This is a genomic window from Pseudomonas arsenicoxydans (assembly GCF_006438915.1).
GTDB classification, from domain to species: Bacteria; Pseudomonadota; Gammaproteobacteria; order Pseudomonadales; family Pseudomonadaceae; genus Aquipseudomonas; species Aquipseudomonas arsenicoxydans_A.
Genome location: NZ_RCZE01000001.1, coordinates 42,889 through 67,579 on the forward strand (window position 1 = coordinate 42,889; position 24,691 = coordinate 67,579).

The 24,691-nt window shown below is 58.7% G+C and carries 21 protein-coding genes; 14 read left to right on the forward strand and 7 right to left on the reverse strand.

Features of this window, described 5'->3' with window-relative positions:
* Positions 1-182: 182 nt before the first annotated feature.
* The gene (locus EAH78_RS00175; RefSeq protein WP_140663905.1) at positions 183-854 is read left to right on the forward strand and encodes a histidine phosphatase family protein; all 672 of its coding nucleotides are present in this window, start codon (positions 183-185) and stop codon (positions 852-854) included.
* A gap of 25 nt (positions 855-879) precedes the next feature.
* Positions 880-1,743, forward strand: a complete 864-nt coding sequence (locus EAH78_RS00180; protein WP_140663907.1) for a phosphatase PAP2 family protein — start codon at positions 880-882, stop codon at positions 1,741-1,743.
* Here the strand turns inward: EAH78_RS00180 and EAH78_RS00185 are convergent.
* Positions 1,694-3,133, reverse strand: a complete 1,440-nt coding sequence (locus EAH78_RS00185) for an ArnT family glycosyltransferase (protein WP_140663910.1) — start codon at positions 3,131-3,133, stop codon at positions 1,694-1,696. The two genes, EAH78_RS00180 and EAH78_RS00185, sit on opposite strands and share 50 nt — an antisense overlap.
* A gap of 253 nt (positions 3,134-3,386) precedes the next feature.
* Positions 3,387-4,793, reverse strand: coding sequence for a DUF2252 domain-containing protein (locus tag EAH78_RS00190; RefSeq protein WP_140663914.1), 1,407 nt, complete (start codon positions 4,791-4,793; stop codon positions 3,387-3,389).
* Between the two features lie 145 nt (positions 4,794-4,938).
* Between EAH78_RS00190 and EAH78_RS00195 the strand changes: the two genes are divergently transcribed.
* Both EAH78_RS00195 and EAH78_RS00200 read left to right on the forward strand, forming a co-directional pair.
* Complete coding sequence (locus EAH78_RS00195; RefSeq protein ID WP_140663917.1) at positions 4,939-5,853, forward strand: YeeE/YedE thiosulfate transporter family protein; 915 nt, start codon at positions 4,939-4,941, stop codon at positions 5,851-5,853.
* 74 nt (positions 5,854-5,927) lie between these two features.
* Positions 5,928-6,179, forward strand: coding sequence for a helix-turn-helix domain-containing protein (locus tag EAH78_RS00200; RefSeq protein WP_140663920.1), 252 nt, complete (start codon positions 5,928-5,930; stop codon positions 6,177-6,179).
* Between the two features lie 29 nt (positions 6,180-6,208).
* On the opposite strand, the gene EAH78_RS00205 is transcribed toward EAH78_RS00200, so the two are convergent.
* The 4 genes from EAH78_RS00205 to EAH78_RS00220 form a co-directional block, all read right to left on the reverse strand.
* Positions 6,209-6,616, reverse strand: coding sequence for a hypothetical protein (locus EAH78_RS00205; protein ID WP_140663923.1), 408 nt, complete (start codon positions 6,614-6,616; stop codon positions 6,209-6,211).
* The gene (locus EAH78_RS00210; RefSeq protein ID WP_140663926.1) at positions 6,613-7,305 is read right to left on the reverse strand and encodes a DUF433 domain-containing protein; all 693 of its coding nucleotides are present in this window, start codon (positions 7,303-7,305) and stop codon (positions 6,613-6,615) included. Before EAH78_RS00210 ends, EAH78_RS00205 begins: the two co-directional genes overlap by 4 nt.
* Positions 7,306-7,578: 273 nt before the next feature.
* Positions 7,579-7,836: a hypothetical protein gene (locus EAH78_RS00215; protein ID WP_140663931.1), complete on the reverse strand. Its 258-nt coding sequence runs from the start codon at positions 7,834-7,836 to the stop codon at positions 7,579-7,581.
* Between the two features lie 31 nt (positions 7,837-7,867).
* The gene (locus tag EAH78_RS00220; RefSeq protein ID WP_140663936.1) at positions 7,868-8,242 is read right to left on the reverse strand and encodes a DUF6124 family protein; all 375 of its coding nucleotides are present in this window, start codon (positions 8,240-8,242) and stop codon (positions 7,868-7,870) included.
* A gap of 497 nt (positions 8,243-8,739) precedes the next feature.
* Here EAH78_RS00220 and EAH78_RS00225 point away from each other — a divergent pair, with 497 nt between their 5' ends.
* Entirely contained in the window at positions 8,740-9,522 is a 783-nt protein-coding gene (locus EAH78_RS00225) for an NYN domain-containing protein (RefSeq protein WP_140663939.1), read from the forward strand.
* 39 nt (positions 9,523-9,561) lie between these two features.
* On the opposite strand, the gene EAH78_RS00230 is transcribed toward EAH78_RS00225, so the two are convergent.
* On the reverse strand, positions 9,562-10,479 hold the full coding sequence (locus EAH78_RS00230) for a hypothetical protein (RefSeq protein ID WP_140663942.1): 918 nt from the start codon (positions 10,477-10,479) through the stop codon (positions 9,562-9,564).
* A 448-nt stretch (positions 10,480-10,927) separates the two neighbouring features.
* On the opposite strand from EAH78_RS00230, the gene EAH78_RS00235 reads away from it, so the two are divergent.
* The 9 genes from EAH78_RS00235 to EAH78_RS00275 all read left to right on the forward strand — a co-directional run bounded on the left by EAH78_RS00235 (position 10,928) and on the right by EAH78_RS00275 (position 24,617).
* Entirely contained in the window at positions 10,928-11,860 is a 933-nt protein-coding gene (locus EAH78_RS00235; RefSeq protein ID WP_140663945.1) for an NAD-dependent epimerase/dehydratase family protein, read from the forward strand.
* Between the two features lie 63 nt (positions 11,861-11,923).
* A complete protein-coding gene (locus EAH78_RS00240) occupies positions 11,924-14,737 on the forward strand; it encodes a bifunctional glycoside hydrolase 114/ polysaccharide deacetylase family protein (protein WP_140663949.1) in 2,814 nt (937 codons plus the stop codon).
* Entirely contained in the window at positions 14,715-18,290 is a 3,576-nt protein-coding gene (locus EAH78_RS00245; RefSeq protein WP_140663953.1) for a tetratricopeptide repeat protein, read from the forward strand. The genes EAH78_RS00240 and EAH78_RS00245 overlap by 23 nt, the downstream gene beginning before the upstream one ends.
* Before the next feature lie 28 nt (positions 18,291-18,318).
* Positions 18,319-18,837 carry a penicillin-binding protein activator LpoB gene (locus EAH78_RS00250; RefSeq protein ID WP_140663956.1) on the forward strand — a complete coding sequence of 173 codons (519 nt, stop codon included), beginning with the start codon at positions 18,319-18,321 and terminating at the stop codon, positions 18,835-18,837.
* Positions 18,838-18,842: 5 nt separating this feature from the next.
* Positions 18,843-20,210 carry a PelD GGDEF domain-containing protein gene (locus EAH78_RS00255; RefSeq protein ID WP_240051836.1) on the forward strand — a complete coding sequence of 456 codons (1,368 nt, stop codon included), beginning with the start codon at positions 18,843-18,845 and terminating at the stop codon, positions 20,208-20,210.
* Complete coding sequence (locus EAH78_RS00260) at positions 20,188-21,177, forward strand: HEAT repeat domain-containing protein (protein WP_140663960.1); 990 nt, start codon at positions 20,188-20,190, stop codon at positions 21,175-21,177. The genes EAH78_RS00255 and EAH78_RS00260 overlap by 23 nt, the downstream gene beginning before the upstream one ends.
* Positions 21,174-22,688: a GT4 family glycosyltransferase PelF gene (gene pelF / locus EAH78_RS00265; RefSeq protein ID WP_140663963.1), complete on the forward strand. Its 1,515-nt coding sequence runs from the start codon at positions 21,174-21,176 to the stop codon at positions 22,686-22,688. Before EAH78_RS00260 ends, pelF begins: the two co-directional genes overlap by 4 nt.
* Positions 22,689-24,059 carry an exopolysaccharide Pel transporter PelG gene (gene pelG / locus EAH78_RS00270; RefSeq protein WP_123435170.1) on the forward strand — a complete coding sequence of 457 codons (1,371 nt, stop codon included), beginning with the start codon at positions 22,689-22,691 and terminating at the stop codon, positions 24,057-24,059.
* Positions 24,060-24,194: 135 nt separating this feature from the next.
* A complete protein-coding gene (locus tag EAH78_RS00275; protein ID WP_140663967.1) occupies positions 24,195-24,617 on the forward strand; it encodes an organic hydroperoxide resistance protein in 423 nt (140 codons plus the stop codon).
* Positions 24,618-24,691 lie beyond the last annotated feature (74 nt).

The window sequence follows — 24,691 nt, forward strand, 5'->3', positions numbered from 1 at the left end:
GTAGCAGGTCTGTATCGGCCGCATTCGCGGGAGCTGAAAGGATTTTGTAGGACACAATCTGTAACAAGACTTTGCGCGGCTTTTAAGCTTTTTTTCACATACGTTTCACTCGCTGCCTACGCTTGCCTCTTTAATCTCGGCGGATTTAATGAGCGCGGTACGTGCCGGCGAGGCGGCTTGATGTGGAATTGAGACTGAATCTACTCGGGATAAAACGCTCAATCGATTTGAGCCGCTATGCCCGCTATCGCAATGCGGCGGTGGTGCTGGTGTCGGCACTGCTGGTGATTCCGTTGACGGTCTGGCTGTTGCAGCCCGCCGCGGTGCCGGACCTGGCCCATGGCAATGTTGCGGGTGCCAAGGCAATGACGGACGGATGGGCCAAGGGCGACATGATCGTGCTGGTGCGCCATGTCGAACGTTGCGATCACTCTTCGGCCCCTTGCCTGGCGGGCGATGATGGCATCACCGAGCGTTCGCGCAGTGTTGCGGCCGGTGTCGGCGAGCAGTTTCAGCGCCTCGGGATGAGCAAGGCGGACGTTTACAACAGTCCGATCCTGCGTACTGTGCAGACTGCCAATTTCATGTTCAGCAAGGCAGCGGTCGGTGAAGACTGGCTAATCAGTTGCAAGGGCACTATGTTGCGTGATGCCCTGGCGCACAAAGTGGCGGGCCGCAATCTGGTGCTGGTGACCCACAGCGAGTGCATGGCGCAACTTGAAAAAGACCTCAAGTTGCCGACCGCGACCCTGGGTTACGGCGCTTCATTGTTTATCTCCGCTCCAACACCGCAAACGACACACATGTTGGGTTTCATTGAAGCCTCCGACTGGCACACGGTAACTACCGAATGATTTTTTCTCTGGATCAGGACACACAATGCTGAATTTTTCCCGCCACCGCTTTTATTGGGTGAACTTCGGTATTGCGCTAGCCTGCGCGGCCGTGGTTTTCCTGATGTTCGACATGACCAAAATCGACATCTGGTTCAGCAACCTTCTTTTTGACCCGGTCACCCAGACCTTCCCGCTCGACAAGGTTCACCTCTTCGAGAAACTCACGCACAAGTGGGCACGGATCATTCCGAACTGGACTGCTGAAATCGCCTTGATCGGCATGTTGCTGTCGTTTGTCTGGCCATTGGTCAATCCACAAAAGCGACCGCGTATCGGTCAGTTCCTGGAGCGGATCAAAGCCGCTCCGGTGCTGCGGTTTACCGCCGACCATCGCCGTGACTTTATCTTTGTGGTAGTGGCGTTTGCCGTGTGCACCGGCGTGATCCATTTCCTCAAGGCGCACACCAGCGTGTACTGCCCGATTGAAACGACCCTCTACGGTGGCAAGATTGCCCACATGGAGTGGTACAACAATTTCCAGCTGTTCAGGGAAGCCGGTGACGGTCGCTGCTGGCCGGGTGGGCATGCGTCGGGCGGTTTCACCATGCTCGCGCTGTACTTCGTTGCCCGTCGTTACCAGTGGCGCTTTTCCAAAGCGGTGTTGTGGTTCTCGTTGGTGCTGGGTTTTGTCTACGGCACCACGCGGGTCCTGCAAGGCTGGCACTACATGTCCCACACCTTCTGGGCCGGGATCTTCGTCTGGCTGGCGTGCTTGCTGACGGCCCTGGCGTTTTATGGTCGGGCCAGGCTGGACGTGCCCGTGCTGCAAAAGACCGGGCGTTCCAGTGTAGATGTGGTTACAGGATCACAAAGTAGTAAGCCTGTCGCCCCACCCTCATTGTCTTGAGCACTTTCAACGGCGCGGCAGGTTCGGTATCACCGGACATGACCGCGACGTTGGACGCGGACGCTGCGAGAAACTCATGCAGTTGCGCGTCAGTGTCCAGGCCTTTGAGCCGGCGCTGGCTGTAGAACACACTGGCGCCGCCCATCCGCTCATTGGCCTGGAACAGGGCGACCTGTTGTCCGTTGGCCTGCATCGTCTGAATCTGCGTAGTCAGCGGCACAAAGGACAGCGTGCGATCGGCCAGCGGCATCGCCCACTGCGCGGCAGCCAGATAGCCGCCAATCACCACGGCGAACACGCCGATCACCCCCCCACGCCGATACCGTGCGATACGACCCAGCAGGGTTGTAGCGGTTTCACGGTCCTTCAGTTTTGCATACAGCACGCTCGCATATTCCGCCGCAATCACCGCTGCGGCCGGTGTCATCGACATCAGGTACACAGTGCGCTTGCTCGATGCCAACGTCAGCATGGCGAACTGCGCCACCAGCCACAGCGTGAAAAACAGCAAGTAACGGTTAGCCACCAGGCTTTTGCGGAAATGCCACAGCCCCAGGTACACCAGAATGTTCCACGGCAAAAATGCTTGTGGCAGCTTGGCCAGGTAGTAGTAGAACGGTTCGTAATGCCCGGCCTCGACGAACGACCCGCTGAAGCGTCCGACACTGTTGGTCAGCAGCACATCCGTCACGGCCTGCGCACCACTTTGCTGATAAAGCAGGGCGAGCCAGATCAGCAGCGGCACCAACCCCAGCAGCGTCAACAGTCCGGGGCGCAGCCAGGCCGCCAGGTTCAGGCGCTTGTCGATCAACGTGTCGGCCAACAGGTACGCGAAGATCACCACACCCGGCATCGCCAGGCCCAGCACGCCTTTGCTCAAGGTTGCGATGGCAATCCCTGTGCAAAACAGCAACGCGTTGCCGAGCGTCGACTGTCGTTGGCCTTGAAAGAACGCGAGCAACGCCATGCTCACGCCCAACGCCAGCAATGCATCTTCGCCGACGCCCCGCACATTGCTCCAGTAACTGGCCATGGTGGCGAGCAGGATGCCTGCCGTCCACGCGATTTCTTTGGGGCGGCCGAACTTGCGGAGCAGCGCGTAAAGAATCATCACGCTGAACAACCCGGCGAAGGCCGACGCCAGTCGCACTGCCCACGGTGTGCCGCCGAGCGCGCGGATCGCAGCGGCATCGAGCCATAAACTTAATGGGGGTTTTTCCAGAAACGGCTCGCCAAATAAACGGGGTGTCACCCAGTCGTTATCCAGGTGCATTTCCATGGCGATCCCGGCTACCCGGGCTTCGGTGGAACCTTGCAGTTGGTAATTGCCCAGCGCGAAGAAAAACAGCAAAGCGGCAAGCAGAAGCAGTGAAGCGGCGGGGCGGGACATGGACGTCGATGACCGGACAGGGAGCAGGGAGGCCGATCATAGGTAATGAGAGCTGAACGAAATGTGAACGGCGCGTAGTAATTGAGTTTTAGAAAACCCAACCCATTGGCGCCCTTTCTCGCAGGCAAAAAAAAGCCCGCGGGAGGGCGGGCAAACCGTAGTTTCTTGAATGAGCGAGGGCAATGTACCGATTGTTGGGGCGCGATGGGGTGAAGAAAAGTTCATGTAGATGAGCGCCCGCGCGCCAGCGCCTCTACGGCAAATGATCCGCCGCAAAGTCCGCCTCTGAACGCGCGCGTAACTGGCCTTTGCGGCAGGCTTGCTGGAATCGTTCATAGTCGCGGTCATTCTGATCGGTGTAGCTTTTTGCATACTTGACCAGCGCCTCTGCCACCGCATCGCTCTTGCCGATGTAGCCGCTGATCTGCGAGGCGTGTCCGGAAGATTTGGCATGCGCGCGAGCGAGGGCGCGACCACACAAGCGTCCGTAGGCCGCAAAGGCTTCGGCATCGAAGTTTTCCAGCTCGGCTGAAATCTTCATGTCGCGCAACTGACGCACATAAAAGTGTCGACCGCTGGGGCCGGTGGTCCAGCCAAGGAACAGGTCACTGGCCGACTGCATCAAGCGCTGACCATCGACCACGCGCTGACCGTCATGCCGGACACGTGATTTGACCTTCACATAATCGGCAAGCACCGAACGCCGCGCTTCCTTGAATTGCAGGAACAGCGGGAACTCCTGTTCATCCGTCAGCAACGCCACCAGGCAACGCGTGCCGACACTGCCCACGCCCACTACTTTGAAGGCCATGTCGTGAACGTGAAACCGTGACAGCAACTCACGACGGTCGGCTTGTAGCGTGGCGCGGTAATCGCTCATGAATGTTTTGTACAACGGGCGCCAGTCCGAAAGACGCAGCCAGTCATCGTCGGCATCCAGCAGTGTGGTGTCTTTGTGCAGGTGGAAAATTTCCGGCAGGTCATCGCGAATCACCAGATGACCTTTCGCATCACGTTCGCTGATTTTTGGCAGCAGTTCGGCGTGCGTCCGCCGTTCGGCTTTTTCGATGGCGCGCTCCACATGCTCCAGCGTGCTTTTGCTCGCCTGTTTGAGCAAATCATCGTAGGTGATGGACTCGTACCAGTTTTCCAGTGAGCTTTGTTGAGCACACTCCAGCAGGGTGTCCTGATAGGCGCCGACCACCTGGAGGCAGACGTTTTCTTCCACCGTCTCGCCGTGGCGCAGGTCGCGGGCCGCCACCATGAAACTCGCCACCAAACGTTTCAAATCCCATTCCCAGGGTCCGGGGTGAACCTCGTCGAAATCATTGACGCTGAACAACAGATTGCGCTCGGGCGTGGCGAAACCGCCGAAGTTCATTAGGTGGCAATCGCCACAGATCGTCGAGACCAGGCCCATGTTGGATGTCGTAGCCAGGTCGTGAGCCTGCAGCAAGGCGTTGCCGCGATAGAAGGTAAACGGCGACACGAGCATGCGCCCATACCGCAACTCGACCAGCGACTTGACCCGGCCTTCGCTGGACCGCTTGATCAGCGGTATTGGATCACGGGTCACTCTTCCCATGGACGCTTGAGCACTGCGTGAGCAGTTTTTGCGGGCAGCCTTGCCTTGCTTCAAGCGGTCGTTAAGGTCGGTCATGTGGGCTCTTTTTGGGTCGGTGTTATGGGGTGAGATCGAGGTGAGTGTAGAAGGGCTTTTGCTGGCTCATCCGAAGTGATTGAGCAGCGACTAATCTGTCCTTCATGCCTTCGTTCCCTCTCGCAACCCGGCAACAAGGAGATTTGTGCTCTCACTGCTGATATCGCTGCTGCTGGCCTTCCTGATCGGCTGGGTGTCCCAGCGCATGGGCATGTGCCTGGTCAATGCCACGGGGTTGTTGCTCAGGCGTCGACCGACGTTGTTTGTGTCTTTGATCACATGCGGTTTGTTCGGCCTGTTACTGGCGCCGCTCTATGCCTTGTTTGGTGTCAGTCAGCCGCTATTCATTCCTGAAGTCGGCTACCTGTCACTGGTAGGCGGCGGACTGTTGTTTGGTCTCGCCTCGGTTCTCAATGACGGTTGCAGCGTCGGCACGCTCACCAAACTCGCCAGCGGCAACCTGAACAAAGCGTTCACCATTTTTGGCTGGGTGCTGGGGATCGTCCTCTGGTATCGCCTGAACATGCTCGTCGAACACAAAATCCTGCAAATGCCGACCATCACCAGCCGCCACTACTGGTTGACCCTGGGTATCGTCCTGATGGTGCTGCTATTGCTGATCCGCGTTCACGGTGACAAACACCTGGTCCTGTCCAGCATGCTGCTGGGCGCCCTGACCAGCGCCCTCTACACCTTCGAACCGCAGTGGACCCCGAGCGTATTCATCTACAACGTTTCGCAAATGTTCTGGGATTCGGGGGATAGCTCCCTGACCGGTCGGCGCGTGGCGGTATTCGTCGTGCTGTTGCTGGGGATGCTCAGTTACACGCTGCACCGCCGGACCTTCCGTTATCAGCGGTTCGACGTGATGACCGCGGGCAAGCATTTACTGGCGGGTGTGCTGATGGGGATTGGGGCGTCGATGATGCTTGGGGGGAATGATTCGCAGATATTGTTGGTGTTTCCAACGATGACGTGGGTGGGGGCAGTGCCGTTAGGGGCGATTGTTTTGGGGATATTGGTGGGGGTTGTGATGAGGCGGATTAGTGGTCGAATTTGATAGGTCAGCTATTTGGGGTCGCTTGAATGTTGTGTATACGGTACGTTGGCCCACCAATGTTACGGTAACGGCACATGGACTATTCACTGATCATTTCCCGTCTGGGTACGCAAATACGCCAAAAACGTATCAATCGTGGCCTGACGCAAGTCCAACTAGCCAAACTCGCGGGGCTGACACGGCAAAAAGTCATCGCGGTAGAAAAGGGCACTCTTACCGTTGGGATGATCGCTTTTGCGCGAGTTTTAGCTGCGCTGGATAGTGAGCTATCGGTCATTCCGGCGGCGATGCCGACACTGGAAGAGCTAGAGGGGCTTTTCGATTGAAAATGCCTTCTCTCTGAGAATGGCGAACGTTAAATCTTTATCTGATCAAATTTCCCGTGGGCAGGAAATTTCCACGGCACGCGGAACGCGGCACCGCCTCTAATCAGATTGGCTTGAGCCGTGATTGCTGGCCACCAACGCACCAGATTATGCGCTTTGTTCCAATAGGACTCATTTCCCCAATGCCTGGCCAAGCAGAAAACGGGTAGGCCGGATTCGCGAAACGCCCGTTTTTCTATATCGCCCTTCGTAAATTTATCTTGTGAGATGACCGCCCAGCCGCCTTCATTGCTCAGCACTGAGATCCAGTCCACGTCGGTGGTGTTTTGCGGGAATTTGTCTCTCAGTGGCAATACCGAATGGCCTTCCACTTTAGTCAGTTCGTTTAATGCACGGGCCAAAGCGGGAGGAAGGTTGTTATCCAGTAAGAAATTCAAGCAGCATTCCTTTGCTCAAAGTGCACTGCCGCTTCAACGGCTGCCGTAGGGATTTCATAGAGCAGCGCTACGCGTTTGGTGTCGTTGCCCTCTGTCTGATAGGCGCTAAAAATTGTCGCCGTATCAATTCCGGCAGTTGTGAGAACGGGTTTGCCGAAGTTCCGAGAAGGGTCCAGAACGATGGCTTTGCTGCGCTTGACGGGATACCAACGCTGAGCGGCCTCTGATTCCGTGTAGTCAATGCCTTCATACAGAGAAGGCTTGATAACTTGCTCAAAAGCGTATTGACGCTTTATCAAATCTAGAAGGGATTCATCCCCTGTTTCACTCAGCACGGTTGCGAAAATACTTCGGCCGTCGGTTTGAAAGCGTTTGCAGGTAAATGGATAGGCTTGGTCAAACAACTCTTTTGCTTGCTGTGAGGCACTGCGGATGGCCTGCAGGCTGATGCCGTGCTGGCGGAAGGCATGGACGAAGCGAATTTCCAGGAGGTCATGAAAGCCTAGAGCGGCCTCATCCAAGTCAGCCAGTTCTGATTTCCAGATCTCTGGATACTGAACCCCCTGCGCGGTATATCCGAATAGCCATCGGCGAATATCGGCAGCTGGAATTCCTGTGTAAAGCGAGGCTTCAGCCGGTGTGTATAAGCCTATACCGACAAGGCGGCTAGGCAGTTTGATGGTTTGCAATGTGGCCTCCTTGTCATCAGGTTATTCGGCGAGGTGATTCTGGTGGGAAGGGTGATCCCAAGCAACCGGTCGCGGACGAACAGCCGTTCTGTGGGTTCCAGCGTAGGTCTAAAGGCTGAACGGCACAATCAGCTCCGAGTCGTTAAGGTTTGAAGGAAATTTCCGAGGAGCCTGTCCTTTAATTCGTTCGCAGGAAGGCCAGGAGTGAACCCAAAAAAGCACCTGCGATGTTCTCGTCAGGTGCTTTTTTGTTGATAGGTTGCGGCCGCTTCGTTAGATCGTCGAAACTTGCGTCTGCAATCGCCGGCCTACGACATCGAGCAAATCACAACCATCGCGTAGCGACGTCACTAAAACCCGCGCCAGTTCACTGTGAATACCCTCGCCAAACGCGATGCTTTCCAGTAATTGAGTCGCGGTGCGGATACGGTACGCCGCGGTTTCGTGCAGTACGTCCAGCGGTGCTTCGGTGTCGATCAGCAACGACGCGATGGTGCAGTCGATGCCAGTGATCGGCATGTATCTATCCATGACAAAACCCTCCATTGGTAAAGGAACGCGACTAAGCAGTAGTGACTGTAGGCGGAACCTCAGGCAGCCCGTCAGGCGGATCGAGATTGTCCAGCGCGCGGTTGACTAACAGCTCAGCCAGTACGCTCAACTGCTGTATGGCCAGTGCCACGTTCCGACGCGAGCCTTCGAGTTCACAGGCGAGGTCGGTGGTCATGACGTTGAGCGAGGCGAGGGTTTCGCAAGCGTGAGCGAGCAGGGTGGGTGTGTCGATGTCGGGGAGGAGGGTGAAGACGTGGCTGATGGGGTCGGTGTGTTGTGGGTTGCGTAGGCGAGCGCTGACGGTGCGTTCGGTGGCTTTTGAGAGCGCCGACAAATCGGCAGTTTCTGTTTCAGGATCCGGTGGATTAGGGCTGTGTTTTTTCATGGTGAATCTCCGGTTTATTCAAGGAGCTGCCACGCCCCTGCTGTCAAACAGGGAAGGGTGGCAGCCGTACGCGGGTTGACAGACCGGCAAACCAGAAACCGGTGCATCCGAAGATGCCCCACGCACAACCGCCATGAAAAAATGCACACGCGTAAGCATGCCGTTTTATCAGAAAGAGTGAAAGTTACTGGTTTTCAGCCTGTCAAAGCCGATCGCTGTTTTGTAGCGACATCTGAAGGCTATCGACGCAGAACCGCTTCCGCCAGTTCATGAAAGTCGATACGAGTTGCGGGAAGTTTCCTAGGACGCTGACTACGTTCCTACAAAAAACTCCTTGAAACAGACCTACTGCCTTTGTGCTGAATTCCTACGCAGTCTGGCGGTTGACGGAGAAGTGGCTAGCGGCCTAAAGTTCTCCCAACAGCCCAGTACAGCGTGCAGTCAATTGTTAGATCTGCCCAGCAGTCCTGGGCTTTTTTTCGCCTAGAGAAAAACCAATGAAGCGAACAGCCATCCTCATAGACGGGGGATTTTTCTTCCAGCGTGTCATGTTTTTTACGCGAAAGTTTTTTGGTCGGAGCCTTATGCTTTCTGCTGAGCAACTTGCGCAAATCATCAAGATAGTAGCGCGGCATCATCTGGAGGATGAGCGATCACCATGCCGAGAGTTGTATCGGATCTACTTCTATGATTGTCCTCCCCCTTCAAATCAGGTTCGCTTGCCTGTTATCCCGCACGGGCATAAAACATCGGGGTATTTGAACTTCAATACCCACAGTCCCTATCTGCTTCGGCGTAATTTGCATGCTCATCTAAAAGCCAGTCGCAAGACAGCACTACGGTTGGGGGAACTAGGTAAAAATGGTGAGTGGCAACTCAATACCCATTCGCTTAAAGCTTTGCTCAATGGGCAGAGAGAGTGGTGCGATCTTACAAACGATGATTTTCATTACAGAGTTGAACAGAAAATTGTTGATACCAAACTTGGGATGGACATCACCGTCCTTGCATTGGAAAAGCTAGTCGACGTAATAGTGTTAATGGCGGGCGACTCGGATTTTGTGCCCGCCGCAAAGCTTGCCAGAATGAAAGGAATCGATTTCGTGCTTGATCCTATGTGGGCGAATACGACGGAAAGTCTGAGTGAGCATGTAGACGGGGTCAGATCATTTGACCTAGTACGAATTCTCCAGCGTGTGACCGACGCTGAGCTCATTCAACAACCAGAGTGGTGGAGCGGAGAACAGTTGGTTGGTAGGGTTCGCACACAAAAAATCTGACACTCTCCGTCACTGGGGCGCGGACCATCAGGACGAACTTCAGTACTCAATTCCTTCACCCCCCTTCAAAACCCACCCAGCCTCCCCAGCCACCAGCCGATACTCAACCTGCCGCATCTTCCCCGTCCTCCCCGCCCCAGCCTCCGCACTGTCATAAACCGGAAACCGCCGCACCAGCACATTCTCCACCACCGCAAATTCATCTTCCCCCTGATACCCCGCCGCCACTTTCGCGTTCTCATTAACCGGCGGAAGGTAAATCTCGCTCAGCGACTTCTTATGGTTAGCCGCATACGCCACCAACTCCCCCGGCATGCCGCGTCCCGGCGCTCTGGCGAAGACGTAAATCTCCGGCGAACCATCCTGATCCAGATCGGCGACTTCGGCGTGGGCGATGTTGCCCGTGAGCGGTCGAGTGATAGCCGAGTTGTCGATTTCCAGCCCTTGCGGCGAAATGCGCACCACGGGGTTCCCGTCGACCCATTCGCCTTTCACCTGAAAACGTATGCCTTGCAGTTCGAGCGTCTGATCAAGCGGTTGGCCGCTGTCCGTCGCGGGGCTGAGGTTTAGAGAAAGGTTGTAGTTGGCCACTTCATTGCGCCGCGCAGCGTTATGCATCAGGTACACCTGAACCGTGTATACCCCATCAACGGGCAACGGACCCATGAAGTGATTGCCCATAATTGAGCCGTTGAACAGCACGGTGTCCTGGCCTTTGGCGGCGATGTTGAAGTAGGCCGATGCGTTGGAGGGGTTGAGGTCGACGGTCAGTATCTGGCCTGCTTTCGCACTGACGCGGTATTGCGCAGTGAGCGAGCCTTTGATGGATTGGTCGAACCTGGCGCTATCGCGGTCTTTATCAAAAGGAACTTGCTCGACGCGCGTTTCGACCTCCGAGGCGGCCTGCGCAAAAGTAGTGATCACTGAAAACAGACCGACGGTAATCCAGCGGTTCATGATTATTTTCCCGAAAAGCACTGAAGCGAAGGATAGATCAGCGCCTCAATTCGGCACCACAAACGGCTAATTATCGACTTGATCCGTCCCGAATATTCGCTTTGTATATCGTCGCGATCAGCCTCGATTCCGTCGTCATCGTCCAGTGGCTTGTGTCGATAAGTATTGAAGTACAGAAGCAGTTTGAATGTCGGCCGGATGAGGGTTTGTACCAGACGTAGAAGCCCGGTTTAGACGAGTCTGTCGGGCAAAAGTGGCAATAACATGACAATTTGAATCTAATAAATGCCGTCAAATAAATGACTATATTTTGGTATGGTGCTTATTTAGACAAACTATTGACAGTGCCCTCCTGAACTCCCATTATCGGCCGCGTTTTGGTGGCCTTGCGCCATAAAAGCGGCGGACCTAACCACGTGTATCCGCTCAACTATTCAGGGAGAAAGTCATGTTTGTCGAGCGAATACTGGTCACCGGCGGGGCGGGTTTTATTGGGTCGCACCTTGTTGAAGCGTTGCTTGGCAAGGGCTACAAGGTTCGCGTGCTGGATAATTTGTCGACCGGCAAAGTGGCTAATCTGCCGATGGACAATGCCAATCTGAACCTGGTCATCGGTGATGCGGCGGATGGTGCTGTCGTTGAACAGGCCATGCGCGATTGCAGCGCTGTCGTTCACCTGGCGGCGGTCGCCTCGGTGCAGGCTTCAGTAGACGATCCGGTCGCCACTCATCAAAGCAACTTCGTCAGCACCCTGAACGTCTGCGAAAGCATGTCGAAAGCCGGGATCAAGCGTGTGGTGTATGCGTCCAGCGCGGCCATTTACGGCAACAACGGTGAAGGCACGGCGATTCACGAAGACACGCCGAAATCCCCGCTCACGCCGTACGCCGCCGACAAACTGGCCGGTGAGTACTACCTGGATTTCTATCGCCGCGAGCACGGCCTGGAACCGATGATCTTCCGCTTCTTCAACATCTTCGGCCCGCGCCAGGATCCGTCTTCGCCGTATTCCGGCGTGATCAGTATTTTCACCAAGCTGGCCATGGCCGAGCAGTCGGTGGCGATTTTCGGTGACGGTGGGCAGACCCGCGACTTCGTTTACGTTCAAGACCTGGTGAGCATTCTTGTGCAAGCACTGGAAGTGAACGAACCGAAACCCGGTGCGGTCAACGTAGGGCTCAGCCGTTCCACCAGTCTCAACGACCTGATCGCTGAACTGGGGACCGTTGTCGGCACCCCGTTGAAGGTGATTCATCACGCACCACGACAAGGCGACATTCGCCACTCGCGTGCCAACAACGGTCGCCTGCTCGAGCGCTTCAAACTCCCTGAGCCGACCACCATCGGCAAGGGTTTGGCGCAGTTAATCCGCAGCCTGTAACTCGGCCGGTCACTCGGCACGACGTTCAATCAGCATCGACTCAGTCACACTCAAGAGTGCGTTATGGAAATCGTTTTTCGCAGGACGCGTGTCCGCTCGGCCGCCAAACGGCTGTTGGCTGCCATCGCGCTTATCGTGAGTGGCCCTGCTGCCCAGGCCGCCGCTTTGCCACAGCCCTCCAGCGTGACATTTTGGTACGCAGATCAGCCGCCGATCCCGGAACTCGCACAGTTCGACTGGTCGGTGGTTGAGCCTGGGCATATGCGCCAGGGCGACGTCAAAAGCCTGCGTGATTTGGGCAGCCAGCCATTCGCTTACCTGTCGATTGGCGAGTTTGCCGGCAACAAGGCCGACATCGATAAAGCCCACCTCGCCGGCGCGGTCAGCCCGGTGCGCAACGGCGCCTGGGACAGTCAGGTGATGAACCTGGCAGCGCCGGCGTGGCGTGAGCATTTGTTCGGCCGCGCCAAGACGTTGCAGGCCGAAGGCTATGCCGGGTTGTTCCTCGACACCCTCGACAGCTTCCAGTTGCAACCCGAGGCTGAGCGAGAAACTCAACGTCTGGCGCTCGCCAGTTTCCTGCGCGAATTGCATCAGCGTCAGCCGACACTGAAGCTGTTTTTCAACCGTGGCTTTGAAGTCCTGCCCGAACTTGATGGTGTGGCCGCTGCGGTGGCGGTTGAGTCGATCCACGCCGGTTGGGATGCGACCGCCAAGCGCTATCGCCCGGTGCCTGAAGCCGACCGCGCTTGGCTGGAAACGCAGATGCAACCCTTGCGTGCCAAAGGCATCCCGCTGGTGGCTATCGACTACTTGCCGCCGGAGCGTCGCGACGAAGCGCGCAAGCTGGCCAAGCGACTGCGCGAAGAGGGTTTCATTCCGTACATCGGCACCCCTGAACTGGACTCGATGGGCATCAGCAACATCGAAGTCCAGCCGCGCCGGGTCGCGCTGCTTTTCGACCCACGCGAAGGCGACCTGATCCGCAACGCCGGGCACACATTACTCGGCGGTTTGCTCGAATACCTCGGCTACCGCGTGGATTACCTGCCGGTCGACAACACCCTGCCGCAGTACCGCTTTAGTGGTTTGTACGCCGGCGTCATCACCTGGATGACCAGCGGCCCGCCGCAGGACGCCCCGGCGTTCAACAACTGGATCGGCAAGCGCCTGGACGAGCAAGTCCCGGTGGTGTTCTTTTCCGGTCTGCCGATTCAGGACACGCTGCTGCTCAAGCGTCTGGGCCTGAGCCGCGCGGCGCCGATCGGTACGCAAGCGCTGAGCATCACCTATCAGGACAAGGCGCTGATCGGAGCGTTCGAAGCACCGGTGCAGCCCCGATCCCGTGACCTGACCGCGATTTCCCTGCTGCCCAAAGGCCCGAAAGCCGCGTTGCTGCTGACCGCCGCTGACGGCCAGACCTTTGCGCCTGTGGCCGTCGCCGACTGGGGCGGCCTGGCCCTTGCGCCGTACATTCTCGAAGCGAACAACGAGCGCAGCCGCTGGATTCTCGACCCGTTCGCGTTCCTTCAAGCCAGCCTGCGCCTGCCGGCGCAACCGCGCCCGGACACCACCACTGAAAACGGTCGTCGTATCGCCACGGTGCACATCGATGGTGATGGTTTCCCGTCACGCGCTGAAGTGCGCGGCACGCCCTACGCTGGCAAACAGGTGCTCGACGACTTCATTCGGCCCAATCCGTTTCTGACGTCGGTGTCGGTGATCGAAGGTGAAATTTCGCCGCGCGGGATGTTTCCGTTTCTCGCCCGTGAACTGGAGCCGATTGCCCGTGAGCTGTTCGCCGACCCGAAAGTCGAAGTCGCCACGCATACCTTCAGCCATCCATTTTTCCTGCAGCCTGAGCAGGCCAAGCAACGGGAAAATTTCCACCCGGAATACGGCTTGAAAATGGCCATTCCGGGCTACGACAAAATCGATTTCCGTCGCGAGATTTTTGGTTCGCGCGATTACATCAACCAGCACCTCACCACCCCGGAAAAACCGGTGAAGATGGTGTTCTGGCCGGGCGATGCGTTGCCGTCGGCCGCCACCATCAAACTGGCTTACGACGCCGGCCTGAAAAACGTCAACGGCGCCGAAACCATGATGACCAAGGCCAATCCGTCGCTGACCGGTTTGAACCCGTTGCTGCGCCCCACCGAAGGCGGTTTGCAGTACTACGCGCCGATCATCAACGAGAACCTCTACACCAACCTGTGGAAGGGCCCGTATTACGGCTTCCGCGATGTGATCGACACCTTTGAACTCACCGACAGCCCGCGGCGCATGCGCGGCCTGCACCTGTATTACCACTTCTATTCGAGCACCAAGCAGGCCTCGATCAAGGCCATGGACGAAATCTACGGCTACATGAAGACGCAACAGCCGATGTCGCTGTGGATGAGCGACTACCTCGATCGCCTGCACGGTTTGTATCAAGTGAGCATGGCGAAGACCGCCGATGGTGCCTGGCAGATTCGTGGGCTCGACGCACTGCGCACCGTGCGACTCGACCCGCAAATGGGCTGGCCGGACCTGATGCGTTCGCAAGGCGTGGCTGGTGTTCGCGACTTGCCGCAGGGCCGTTATGTGGCCTTGAGCAGCGACCATGCTTTGCTTGTTTTGCGTCCTGATCGGGATGAGCGCCCGGCACTGGAGGACGCCAATTTGCCGCTGGTGGACTGGCGTTACGTGGATGAGCACCAGGTGGACTTTTCGTTTGCCGGGCAGGTCGACCTGACCTTCTCCGTTCGCTCCTCGGGCACGTGCCGGGTTGAAGTGGACGGACAACGTTTTGCAGGCAAGGCATCCGCCGGCCTGTGGACTTTTCAATTACCAATGAAGCAGGTGAGTCATGGTCAGCTCTTCTGCAACTAAAAGCAGCCGCCTGCTCAATCCGTGGACATTGGCGGTGGTGGCAGTGGCGGTCGGTGGCATCCTTTGGCTGACGTTCCAGCGCGAAGAAGTGTTCCAGCCCGATGGTCGTGAGCCGGATGCGGTGTCGGCCAATTACGCCGAATTGCTGTTGTCGGCGCACCCGGACGACGACCATTTGCGCCTGCAATTGGTCGACCTGTTGATTCGTCTCGGCGACTACGCCAAGGCGCGTCAGCACCTTGAGAATTGGCCGAAGCCGGAACTCGGGTTGCAGGCGTATTACCGGTTGGAGCTGGATGCGCTGGAAGCGGCGAAGGCTGACGATCCGGTCGCTCAAAAAGCCTTGATCGAACGCCTGCAAAGCTTCGATCACAGCATGCTGCCGCTGTCCCAATTGCAGAACCTGGCCAAGCTGGCGTTGACCCTTCAGGCGCCGGCGTTCGCCGCCAGCGTCTATGAAGAAATCGCCGGGCGCGATCCGGCGCAGCGCATCGAGTCGCTCAAGTCCGCCGCGCAGTGGTACCTGGCCGGTGAAAAACCTGATCGCGCTGCCGAGATTTATCTGCAACTGAAAAAGGACAGTCAGGGACCCGAGCGTCGTGAATACGCACAACTGGCCTTCAACAGCCTGTTGGCCGCCGGTCACGGTGACCAGGCCGCTCAGGTGCTCGCCGATGAACTGGACCAACTCAAGGACCCGCAAAATGATGCGGCGTGGCTGGAGCAGGGCGTCGATGTCGCCGTCGGCAGCCAGCGTTTCGATCTGGCGCAGCGATTCCTTGATCAGTGGCGCGTTTTGCAACCGGACAACCCGCAAATCCTCAGGAAAGAATTCGGCATGCGCCTGGCGCTCGGCGATCTGGCCGGTGCCTGGGAAAGCGGTGAGCAACTCGTGGCCGAACATCCGGATGATTTGGCCTTGCTTGAGCAAATGGCCCATCTGGGCGAATGGCGTGGCGATGGTCAGGCTGCCCTGGCCTACTGGATTCGCTTGCTGAAACTGCACGAAGACCCGCAAACCCGTGAACACGCCTGGCGTCTGGCGAGCCAGCAGTACGACTTCGATACGGCGATTCCTTTGCTCGCCGAAATCATGCAGCAGCGAGCGCTGACCGACGTCGAACTTGATGCGCTGATCTACGGCCACGAGTCACGCGGCACACCGACGCAAGCCGAAGCCTGGTTGCGCGCTTACCTGAACAAGTACCCGACCCATCGCCTGGCGTGGACGCGTCTGGTGCAGAACCTGGAAAACACCGGGCAGTACGCGCACAAGGCCGAGACCTACAAGAGCTACTCGAAACGATTTGCCCTGACCATCACCGAGCGTATCGATTGGGCCAACACCTACCTGAAGCTGTTTGATAATCAGTCGGCGTGGGACGTGGTGCAGATCGATAACCGCAAGATCACCGATGAGGAATATTGGAGCCTGCGATCCTCGCTGGCCTGGGATCTGGAGTTCGACGACGAACTGCAAGCATCACTGGAAAGACTCCTCGCCCTAAGAGGTTCGCTCAACAGCGGGGACGAAAGTCAGCTGATCACGATGTACCGCACCAGCAATCCGCAACGCTCGCTGACCATGATGGTCGGCAGTTGGCAGCGCCTGCATGATCCGCTGCGTCTGGTCGAAGCCTTGCAGCAAGCGCAAGACTTGCAGGACTGGCCGCAAGTCGCCGCCCTGCTAAAGAGTGCCGAGCAATACCCGGACGCCAGCGAGCAGGCGCAGGTGCTGGCGATTCGCGGTGCCCTGGCGGTGCAGCAGGGACAAACCGAAGAAGCGCAGCGTTTGTACCAGTTGGGCTTGTCGCGCTTCCCGGATGACAATCTGTTTCGCGAACGCCTGATGTGGCTCTACATCGATCAGGGCAACACCACCGCGCTGAAACCGTTGCTGACGGAATGGCGTCCGCAGGCACGGCAAGACCGGATTCTGTGGCTGCCGTTCGCCAGTGCCAGCCAGTTGCTCGGGCGTGAAAGCGAAGCCCTGGCCTGGTATCGCCTGTACCTCAAGACCAGCCCGAAGGATTGGCTGGTGCGTGCGGCCTATGCCGATGCCCTCGAAAGCGCCGGTTACCGCGACGCGGCCCAGCGTCTGCGCCTGAAGTTGCTGCGCAGCCCCGAGGGTGAAGAGATCAAGCCGTCGTCCCAGCGTTACGCGATCTGGTTGCGCCTCATGGCCAGCAGTTATTCGCCGGGCAAAGCGGCGCATGAAGTCGCGCAGTGGAAGGACGGTTCGCCGGCCATGTTGCAGTTGTGGTTCGAACGGTTGCTGGCGCGCCTCGACGCGACCAACCAGGAATCACAGAAAGACCAGTGGTTGGATTGGGCGCGCAGTCAGGGCTTGAAGGTCGAGCGTTATGAAGAGATTCAACAAGCGCTGCGCAGCCGCAACAAGCAACAGGTCGAAACCCTGTTGGCCAGCAACGACCTGAACCCGGCGCAACGTGCGCAGGCCCTGAGTCGGCTTGGCCGGTACGGCGAAGCCCTCGACCTTAGCGAGTCCGCACTGGGTGACGATCAACCGGCCGCCGTTCGTGAACAACTGCGTCGCCAAGCCGTGGAGATTCAGGAATTGACGCCCCAAGGCGCGCAACTGTCCTGGCATCAACAGGATTTCGGCGGCCTGGACTTCAGCGGCCCGCGCCTTGAAGTGGCGCACAACCTGGGCGATCAGTGGTACGCCAACCTTGAGCTGGAGCAGGGCACTTACAACAGCGATCAACTGATTGAAACGCGCATGGGCGACGAGAATAACGCCGGCCTGACCCTGCAGCGTTTCGACGAGGACGGCAGCTACAAACTGTTTGCCGACACCAGTCAGCGCAAGGACGACAACCGCAATGGCCTGGGCCTGTCGCGGATCTGGCAACTGGATGTCAGTGACCAGATCGAGACAGGCCTGGACTGGAATCGCAAGAGCGAAGACAGCGGCTTGATGCGCGCTTTCGGCCAACACGACAGCGTGTGGGTTGCTGGTCGTCACGGGCTAACGGCGCGCGATCAGATCAGTTGGGAAGTGGCGCAGAAATCCTTCTCCACCCGTGCCGGCGATGCCCTGGGCAACGGCCAGGAAGTGAAGATGGAATACAACCACACGCTGGAGTTCGCCGGGCCTAACTGGACCGTGCGCAGCGGTGTCGATTATCAGCACAACAACGTCAAGGACCGCACCCTGGACTATCTGTCCAGCGCCAACGGCGGCCCGGTGAAAAGTGTTGATAACTCGGACGCCCCGGCCGTCGTCACGGCCGATGATCTGCTGCAAAGCCGTTACGGCCAACTCTATGTCGGCAGCTCCTGGCGTCGCGGTATACCGGGCGCGCTGGTGCGCACTCGCCCGCAATACACCTGGCTGGTGGACGTCACGGCGGGCTGGCAATGGCTGGATCAAACCTTCAACTACGGCATCAACACCGGGATCGGCGTCGAAGTGCTGGGAGATGACGAATTGGCCCTGACCTTCGGCTACCAATCCGCGCCACAAGGCGGGGATGGTCAGGCGGGCGGAACACTGGGTGTGAGCTACGGCGTGCGATTCGGACGCTGATCATGAAATGTTTACGGGAGAAAAACTGATGCAAGCAATTCGTAATCTGAGCCTGGCTCTGGCCGTCCTGTTCGTCGCCGGTTGCGCCAGCTTCACCGGCGACACCAGCCCTAATCTGCCACGTAATGCGAAGTGGGGCGTCGTGCCGATGGTCAACTATTCGCAGACGCCGCAGGCCGGCGAGCGCAGTGAGCAAATCCTGCTCAGCGTCCTCAGCAGCCATGGTCTGAAACCACGGGTTTACCCGGCCAGCACCCAGGGCGAACAAGCGCTGATGGACGACAACGAACGCCTGGCCGGCGCCCTCGATTGGGCCCGCGATCAGAAGCTTGATTACGTGGTCTCCGGCAGCGTGGAAGAGTGGCAGTACAAGAACGGTCTGGACGGCGAACCGGCGGTGGGCATCAGCCTGCGCGTGCTTGAAGCCAGCAGCGGTCGTGTGCTCTGGAGCAAAAGCGGCGCCCGCGCCGGCTGGTCCCGTGAAAGCCTCGCCGGCACCGCGCAAACGGTGCTCGACACACTTGTTGGCGCCCTTCGGTTCGAGTGAATGCAATGAATTCTCCACACATGGATTACAGCCTCGCGCCGCGTGCCAGCGGCCCGGTGTCTTGGCTGGAAACGCTGTTGGTCACCGGTGGCGCCATCGGCCTCGGCTTGTGGCTGACCCCGCAGGACCCGCTGCAAATGCACGCCGGTTTTCCCTGGCCGGTGTTGGCGCCTTTGCTGCTGGGTGTGCGCTACGGTTTTGTGCGCGGCCTGGTCAGCGCCAGTCTGCTGGTGATGGCGATGTTCGCCCTGCGCTACGTCGGGCATGAAGGCTACGAGCAGCTGGATCCGTCGTTCATCGTCGGCGTGCTGGTCAGCGGCATGTTGGTAGGCGAGGTTCGCGATCTGTGGGAGCGGCGCTTGCAGCGTCTGCAGATGGCTAACGATTATCGCCAGTATCGACTCGACGAATTCACCCGCGCGCACCAGATTCTGAGGGTCTCCCACGACCTGCTGGAGCAGCGCGTGGCAGGCAGCGACCAGAGTTTGCGCAGTTCCTTGCTCGGCTTGCGCGACAAGCTGCGGGTGATGCCTGACGAAGGCGATGCACTGGCCGCGCTGGCCGACCCGATCGTGACCATGCTCGGTCAGTACGGCGCGTTGCGCGTGGCCGGTTTGTACCGCGTCGACGAGCGTGAAGAAAACGTCTTGCCTGAAGCCTTGGCGACCATCGGCATCATGGGGCCGTTGGGCACCGAAGATGGCCTGGTCAAGCTGTGCCTGGAGCGTGGTGAACTGGTCAGCGTGCGTCAGGAGCTGATCGATGCCGGCCAATCGGCCCAGTTCTCGTCGTTGCAGGCGTGCATTCCGTTGATCGATGCCGAAGGTCGCTTGTTGGCGATTCTGGCGGTGCGGCAGATGCCGTTCTTCGCGTTTCAGGATCGCACCCTGAGCCTGTTGGCGTTGCTCGCCGGACACATCGCCGACCTGCTGCGCCGCGACCCGCAAGTGCTGCAACTGGCCGACGCCGATGCGCAGCACTTCACGCTGCAACTCAAGCGCTCGCTGCTGGATGTCGAGCAGCACAAGCTGGCGGCCGGCCTGTTCGCCTTCGAAATGACCCGTCAAAACGATGAGCTGGCGCGACTGTTTGAACGGAGCCAGCGCGGTCTCGATCTGCAGTTGTCGCTGCGTAACAATCGCGATCACTCGTTGTTGCTGGTGCTGTTGCCGTTGACCAGTCCAGAAGGCACCGAAGGGTATTTGGCGCGGATCAACCTGTTGCTGCACGAGCACTTTGGTATCGAAAGCAGCCTGGAAAGTCTTGGCGTGCGTGTGCTGCCGTTCAACCTGGAGCCTGGCTGTGAACGCAACGGGCTGCGTAATTTCCTGTTCAACGAGTGTGGCCTGAATGATCAGCAAGTGGCTGTTTAGCGGAGCCTTGTTGTTAGAGGCGGGCAGTTGGGCCAGCTTGTGGGTCGCAGCGCCTGAATTACAACAACTGCTGGTGTTCACCTTGAGCCATGGCCTGGCCTGCGTGATGTTGTGCGCGGCCGTATGGTTGCTGTTGCCGGCACGTTACCGTTCGCCGCTGCCGTGGAGCCCGCTGTTCATCTTCAGCCTGGCGTTCTTTGTGCCGGTGCTCGGGGCAGTCGGCGTGGTTGCGGCGATTTTCCCGGCGCTGTACCTGCCGCGCAAACGCGACAAGCAGGCGTGGCAAGCGGTGGGCATCCCGAAACTGCCGTATCGGGCGCAACTGCAATTGCACAAACCGGTGTTTGCCGATGGCGGTTTGCAGGACGTTTTGCGCCATGCGCCGGATCCGGACCAGCGTCTGGCCGCATTGCTCGCCACCCGTCGCATGCCCGGCAAAGAAGCCGTGCCGATCCTCAAACTGGCACTGGCCGACCCGAGTGATGACGTGCGCTTGCTGGCGTACTCGATGCTCGACAAGCAGGAAAGCGACATCAACCTGCACATCCAGATCGCCCTCGGCGAACTGACCGATGCTAATGCCAAAGCGGCGGGTGCGCTGCACGGCCGGCTGGCGCGTTGGTATTGGGAATTGGCGTATCTGGGGCTGGCCCAAGGCAGCGTGCTCGACCACGTGCTCAATCAAGCCAGCGAGCATGCCGAGCTCGGCCTGGAAGCGGGCGAGGGCGGTGAACTGTTTCTGCTGGCCGGGCGCATCGCGCTGGAGCGTGGCGACATCGAGCGTGCTGAAGTGCTGCTCGGTCAGGCTCAGGAGAACGGCATGGGCGCGGCGCAGGTGCTGCCGTTTCGCGCCGAACTGGCCTTCGAGGCCGGTCGTTATCACGAAATTCCCGGACTGCTCGCGCGCCTTCCCGAGGAAACCCGTCAGCGGCCACCGTTCGCTGCATTGGTCAGGAGCTGGACATGAATCACAAGGAACAGGCACCCGTTGCCGACATCTGCCTGCTGCTCGAAGGCACCTGGCCTTACGTGCGCGGCGGCGTGTCCAGCTGGATTCACCAGATGATCCTTGGCCTGCCGGAACTGACCTTCTCGGTGATGTTCATTGGCGGGCAGCGTCAGGCTTATTCGGCGCGCCGCTACGAAGTGCCGGCCAACGTGCTGCACATCGAAGAAGTGTTCCTCGAAGACGCCACGCATCCGACCAAGGCGCTGGGCGATCCGCGCGAGGCTGACGAACAGCAGCTGCAAGATTTGTATCGCTTTTTGCATCACCCGGATGCACCTGACCTCGCCATGGGCGAACGCTTGCTCGACTGCATTGCCCAGGGCCGCATGACCCTCGACGACGTACTGCGCAGCCGCGCCAGTTGGGAAACACTGAGTGAAGGCTACCGTCAACATTGCGCTGACCCGTCCTTCGTCAATTATTTCTGGACCCTGCGCTCGATGCAGTCGCCGTTGCTGATGCTCGCCGAAGCCGCGCGACGGATGCCGAAAGCGCGGGTGCTGCATTCGATTTCCACCGGCTACGCGGGTTTTCTCGGGTGCATCCTCAAGCAGCGCTGGAACTGCACCTATTTGCTCAGCGAGCACGGCATCTACACCAAGGAACGCAAGATCGACCTGGCGCAGGCCAGCTGGATTGCCGAGAGTTCGGGCCAGGCGCTGAACCGCAGCCTCGATGCCGGCTCCGGTTACATCCGCACGTTGTGGGTACGCTTCTTCGAGCGCATTGGTCAGCTGACCTACAACAGCGCCGACAACATCATCGCGCTGTACGACGGCAACCGTCAGCGGCAGATCAAGGACGGCGCCATGGCGTCCCGCACCCAGGTGATTCCGAACGGTATCGACCTGCCGGTGTGGACCGCCGCGCTGGAATCCCGTGCTCACGGCATTGCGCCGGTCGTTGGCCTGATCGGCCGTGTGGTGCCGATCAAGGACGTCAAAACCTTTCTGCGGGCGATGCGCGGCGTGATCAGTGCCATGCCGCACGCCGAGGGCTGGATCGTCGGCCCGGAAGAGGAAGACCCGGAATACGTCAGCGAATGCCGCAGCCTGATGGCCAGCCTGGGCCTGGAGGGCAAGGTGCATTTCCTCGGCTTCCAGCGCATCCAGGACATCCTGCCGAAACTCGGCTTGATGGTGTTGACCTCGATCAGCGAGGCGCAACCGCTGGTGATCCTCGAAGCCTGGGCCGCCGGTACGCCGGTGGTCAGCAGTGACGTCGGCTCGTGCCGCGAACTGATCGAAGGCGGCAGCGCCGAAGACCGTGACCTCGGGCACGCCGGCAAAGTGGTGGCGATTGCCGACCCGCAAGCCACCAGCGCGGCGATCCTCGAACTGCTGCGCAGCCCGCAACGCTGGCAAGCCGCTCAGGCCAGCGGCTTGTTGCGGGTCACTCGTTACTACACCGAAGCCTTGATGCTGCAGCGTTATCGCGACTTGTATCAAGCTGCCATGGAGAACAGTTAAATGGCCGGGATTGGCTTCGAACTGCGAAAAATCCTTTCGCGGGATTCCTACACCGCGACCCTGCACGCCTACGTCTACGCGGGGCTGATCAGCTCCGGGCCGTGGGTGTTGTCGATCATCAGCGTGATGCTGGTGGGGATCATCAGTATCGGCTTGCTGCTGCCGAACGCCTTGGTCGGGCAGTTTCTGGTGACGGTGACGTACCTGATGGCCACCTCGCTGATTCTCACGGGCGGCCTGCAACTGTTCTTCACCCGCTTCGTGTCCGACCGGTTGTTCGAACACAAGTACGATCAGATTCTGCCCAACCTGTTGGGCGTGTTGTTGCTGGTCACCCTAGGCGCCGGGCTGCTGGGTATCGTCGTGCTGGGCCTGTTGTTCGACCAGCCGCTGATCTACCGCGTGCTGGTGTTGGCCAACTTCGTGGTGCTGTGCAACTTGTGGCTGGTGATCATCTTCCTCTCGGGGATGAAAGCCTATAACCGCATTTTGCTGGTGATGCTGGTGGGTTACGCGCTGATGGTCGCGAGCGCTTACCTGCTGAGCTTTCTGCAAATGCCGGGCTTGCTGTTGGCGCTGTTGATCGGGCACAGCACGCTGCTGTTCCTGTTCCTCTACGACATCCTGCGCGAGTACCGGGCCGAGAAACTGATCGCCTTCGATTTCCTCGCACGGCGCAATGTTTTCCTCAGCCTGCTGGCCACCGGTTTCTTCTACAACCTGGGCATCTGGATCGACAAATTCCTGTTCTGGTTCAACCCCGGCACCTCCAACGCAATCGTCGGCCCGCTGCGTGCCTCGATCCTGTACGACTTGCCGATCTTCCTCGCGTACCTGGCGATCATCCCCGGCATGGCGGTCTTTCTGGTGCGCATCGAAACCGACTTCGCCGAGTGGTACGACCGTCTGTTCCGGGCGATCCGCGAAGGCGAAACCTTGCAGCACATCGGTCAGCTGAAAACCGAAATGACCTTGTCGATCCGTCAGGGGTTGCTGGAAATCTGTAAGGTCCAGGGACTGACGGCGGTGCTGTTATTCCTGTTCGCGCCGCGCTTGCTCGACTGGCTGGGCATCTCCAGTTACTACCTGCCGCTGTTCTACATCGACCTGATCGGCGTGAGTATTCAGGTGGTGTTCATGGCCTTGCTCAACGTGTTCTTCTATCTCGACAAACGCACCGTGGTGTTGGAGCTGTGTGTGCTGTTCGCGGTGTTGAACGCGATGTTGACGCTGTTCAGCATGTACCTCGGCCCGAGCTTTTTCGGGTACGGGTTTACGCTGTCGCTGCTGATCTGTGTATTGCTGGGTTTACACCGGCTGACCACGGCGCTGGAAGATCTGGAGTACGACACGTTCATGTTGTCGCGCTGACGATTGTTTCAGGCGTGAGAAAGGCACTGGCGTTTATCGCTCAGTGCCTTTTTTTCATCCGACCAACGTCACGGGTGTGCGGACGCTGCGCTGCTAGGCTTGCCTCTCTGTCGCTTCCCTTCAGGAGACACGGCCATGAGTACTGCACTGGAAACCGTTCTGTACACCGCAAAAACCCACACCGTCGGTGGCCGCACCGGCACCGGAAAATCTAGCGACGGCGAACTCGACGTCACCTTCAGCTCCCCCGGCTCGGGCAAGCCCGGCACCAACCCGGAGCAACTGTTTGCGCTCGGCTATTCAGCGTGCTTTATCGGCGCGATTCAGGTGGCGGCTGGGATGATGAAAATCAAACTGCCGGAAGATACGTCGGTGGATGCCGAGGTGGATCTGGGTAAAACCAGTGGTGGGGATTTTCAGTTGGCGGTCAGGTTGAACGTCAATATTCCCGGGCTGGAGGATGGGGTTAAGCGCGAACTGGCCGAGGCTGCGCATCAGATGTGCCCGTACTCGCGGATGACGCGCGGGCATGTTTCGGTTGATTTGAAAGTGGTCTAGATCCCGGCCTCACACCGGGTTTGCCTTTGTAGGAGTGAGCCTGCTCGCGATAGCTGATGTTCATTCAACATGGA

What these genes read in the sequence shown, in the direction of transcription:
- EAH78_RS00230 (WP_140663942.1), bottom strand. Translation starts at nt 10,479, where the DNA reads ATGAACCGCTGGATTACCGTCGGTCTGTTTTCAGTGATCACTACTTTT.
- EAH78_RS00180 (WP_140663907.1), top strand. Translation starts at nt 880, where the DNA reads ATGCTGAATTTTTCCCGCCACCGCTTTTATTGGGTGAACTTCGGTATT.
- EAH78_RS00185 (WP_140663910.1), bottom strand. Translation starts at nt 3,133, where the DNA reads ATGTCCCGCCCCGCCGCTTCACTGCTTCTGCTTGCCGCTTTGCTGTTT.
- pelG (WP_123435170.1), top strand. Translation starts at nt 22,689, where the DNA reads ATGGCCGGGATTGGCTTCGAACTGCGAAAAATCCTTTCGCGGGATTCC.
- EAH78_RS00245 (WP_140663953.1), top strand. Translation starts at nt 14,715, where the DNA reads ATGGTCAGCTCTTCTGCAACTAAAAGCAGCCGCCTGCTCAATCCGTGG.
- EAH78_RS00235 (WP_140663945.1), top strand. Translation starts at nt 10,928, where the DNA reads ATGTTTGTCGAGCGAATACTGGTCACCGGCGGGGCGGGTTTTATTGGG.
- EAH78_RS00275 (WP_140663967.1), top strand. Translation starts at nt 24,195, where the DNA reads ATGAGTACTGCACTGGAAACCGTTCTGTACACCGCAAAAACCCACACC.
- EAH78_RS00215 (WP_140663931.1), bottom strand. Translation starts at nt 7,836, where the DNA reads ATGGATAGATACATGCCGATCACTGGCATCGACTGCACCATCGCGTCG.
- EAH78_RS00240 (WP_140663949.1), top strand. Translation starts at nt 11,924, where the DNA reads ATGGAAATCGTTTTTCGCAGGACGCGTGTCCGCTCGGCCGCCAAACGG.
- EAH78_RS00200 (WP_140663920.1), top strand. Translation starts at nt 5,928, where the DNA reads ATGGACTATTCACTGATCATTTCCCGTCTGGGTACGCAAATACGCCAA.
- pelF (WP_140663963.1), top strand. Translation starts at nt 21,174, where the DNA reads ATGAATCACAAGGAACAGGCACCCGTTGCCGACATCTGCCTGCTGCTC.
- EAH78_RS00260 (WP_140663960.1), top strand. Translation starts at nt 20,188, where the DNA reads ATGATCAGCAAGTGGCTGTTTAGCGGAGCCTTGTTGTTAGAGGCGGGC.
- EAH78_RS00225 (WP_140663939.1), top strand. Translation starts at nt 8,740, where the DNA reads ATGAAGCGAACAGCCATCCTCATAGACGGGGGATTTTTCTTCCAGCGT.
- EAH78_RS00250 (WP_140663956.1), top strand. Translation starts at nt 18,319, where the DNA reads ATGCAAGCAATTCGTAATCTGAGCCTGGCTCTGGCCGTCCTGTTCGTC.
- EAH78_RS00190 (WP_140663914.1), bottom strand. Translation starts at nt 4,793, where the DNA reads ATGACCGACCTTAACGACCGCTTGAAGCAAGGCAAGGCTGCCCGCAAA.
- EAH78_RS00255 (WP_240051836.1), top strand. Translation starts at nt 18,843, where the DNA reads ATGAATTCTCCACACATGGATTACAGCCTCGCGCCGCGTGCCAGCGGC.
- EAH78_RS00220 (WP_140663936.1), bottom strand. Translation starts at nt 8,242, where the DNA reads ATGAAAAAACACAGCCCTAATCCACCGGATCCTGAAACAGAAACTGCC.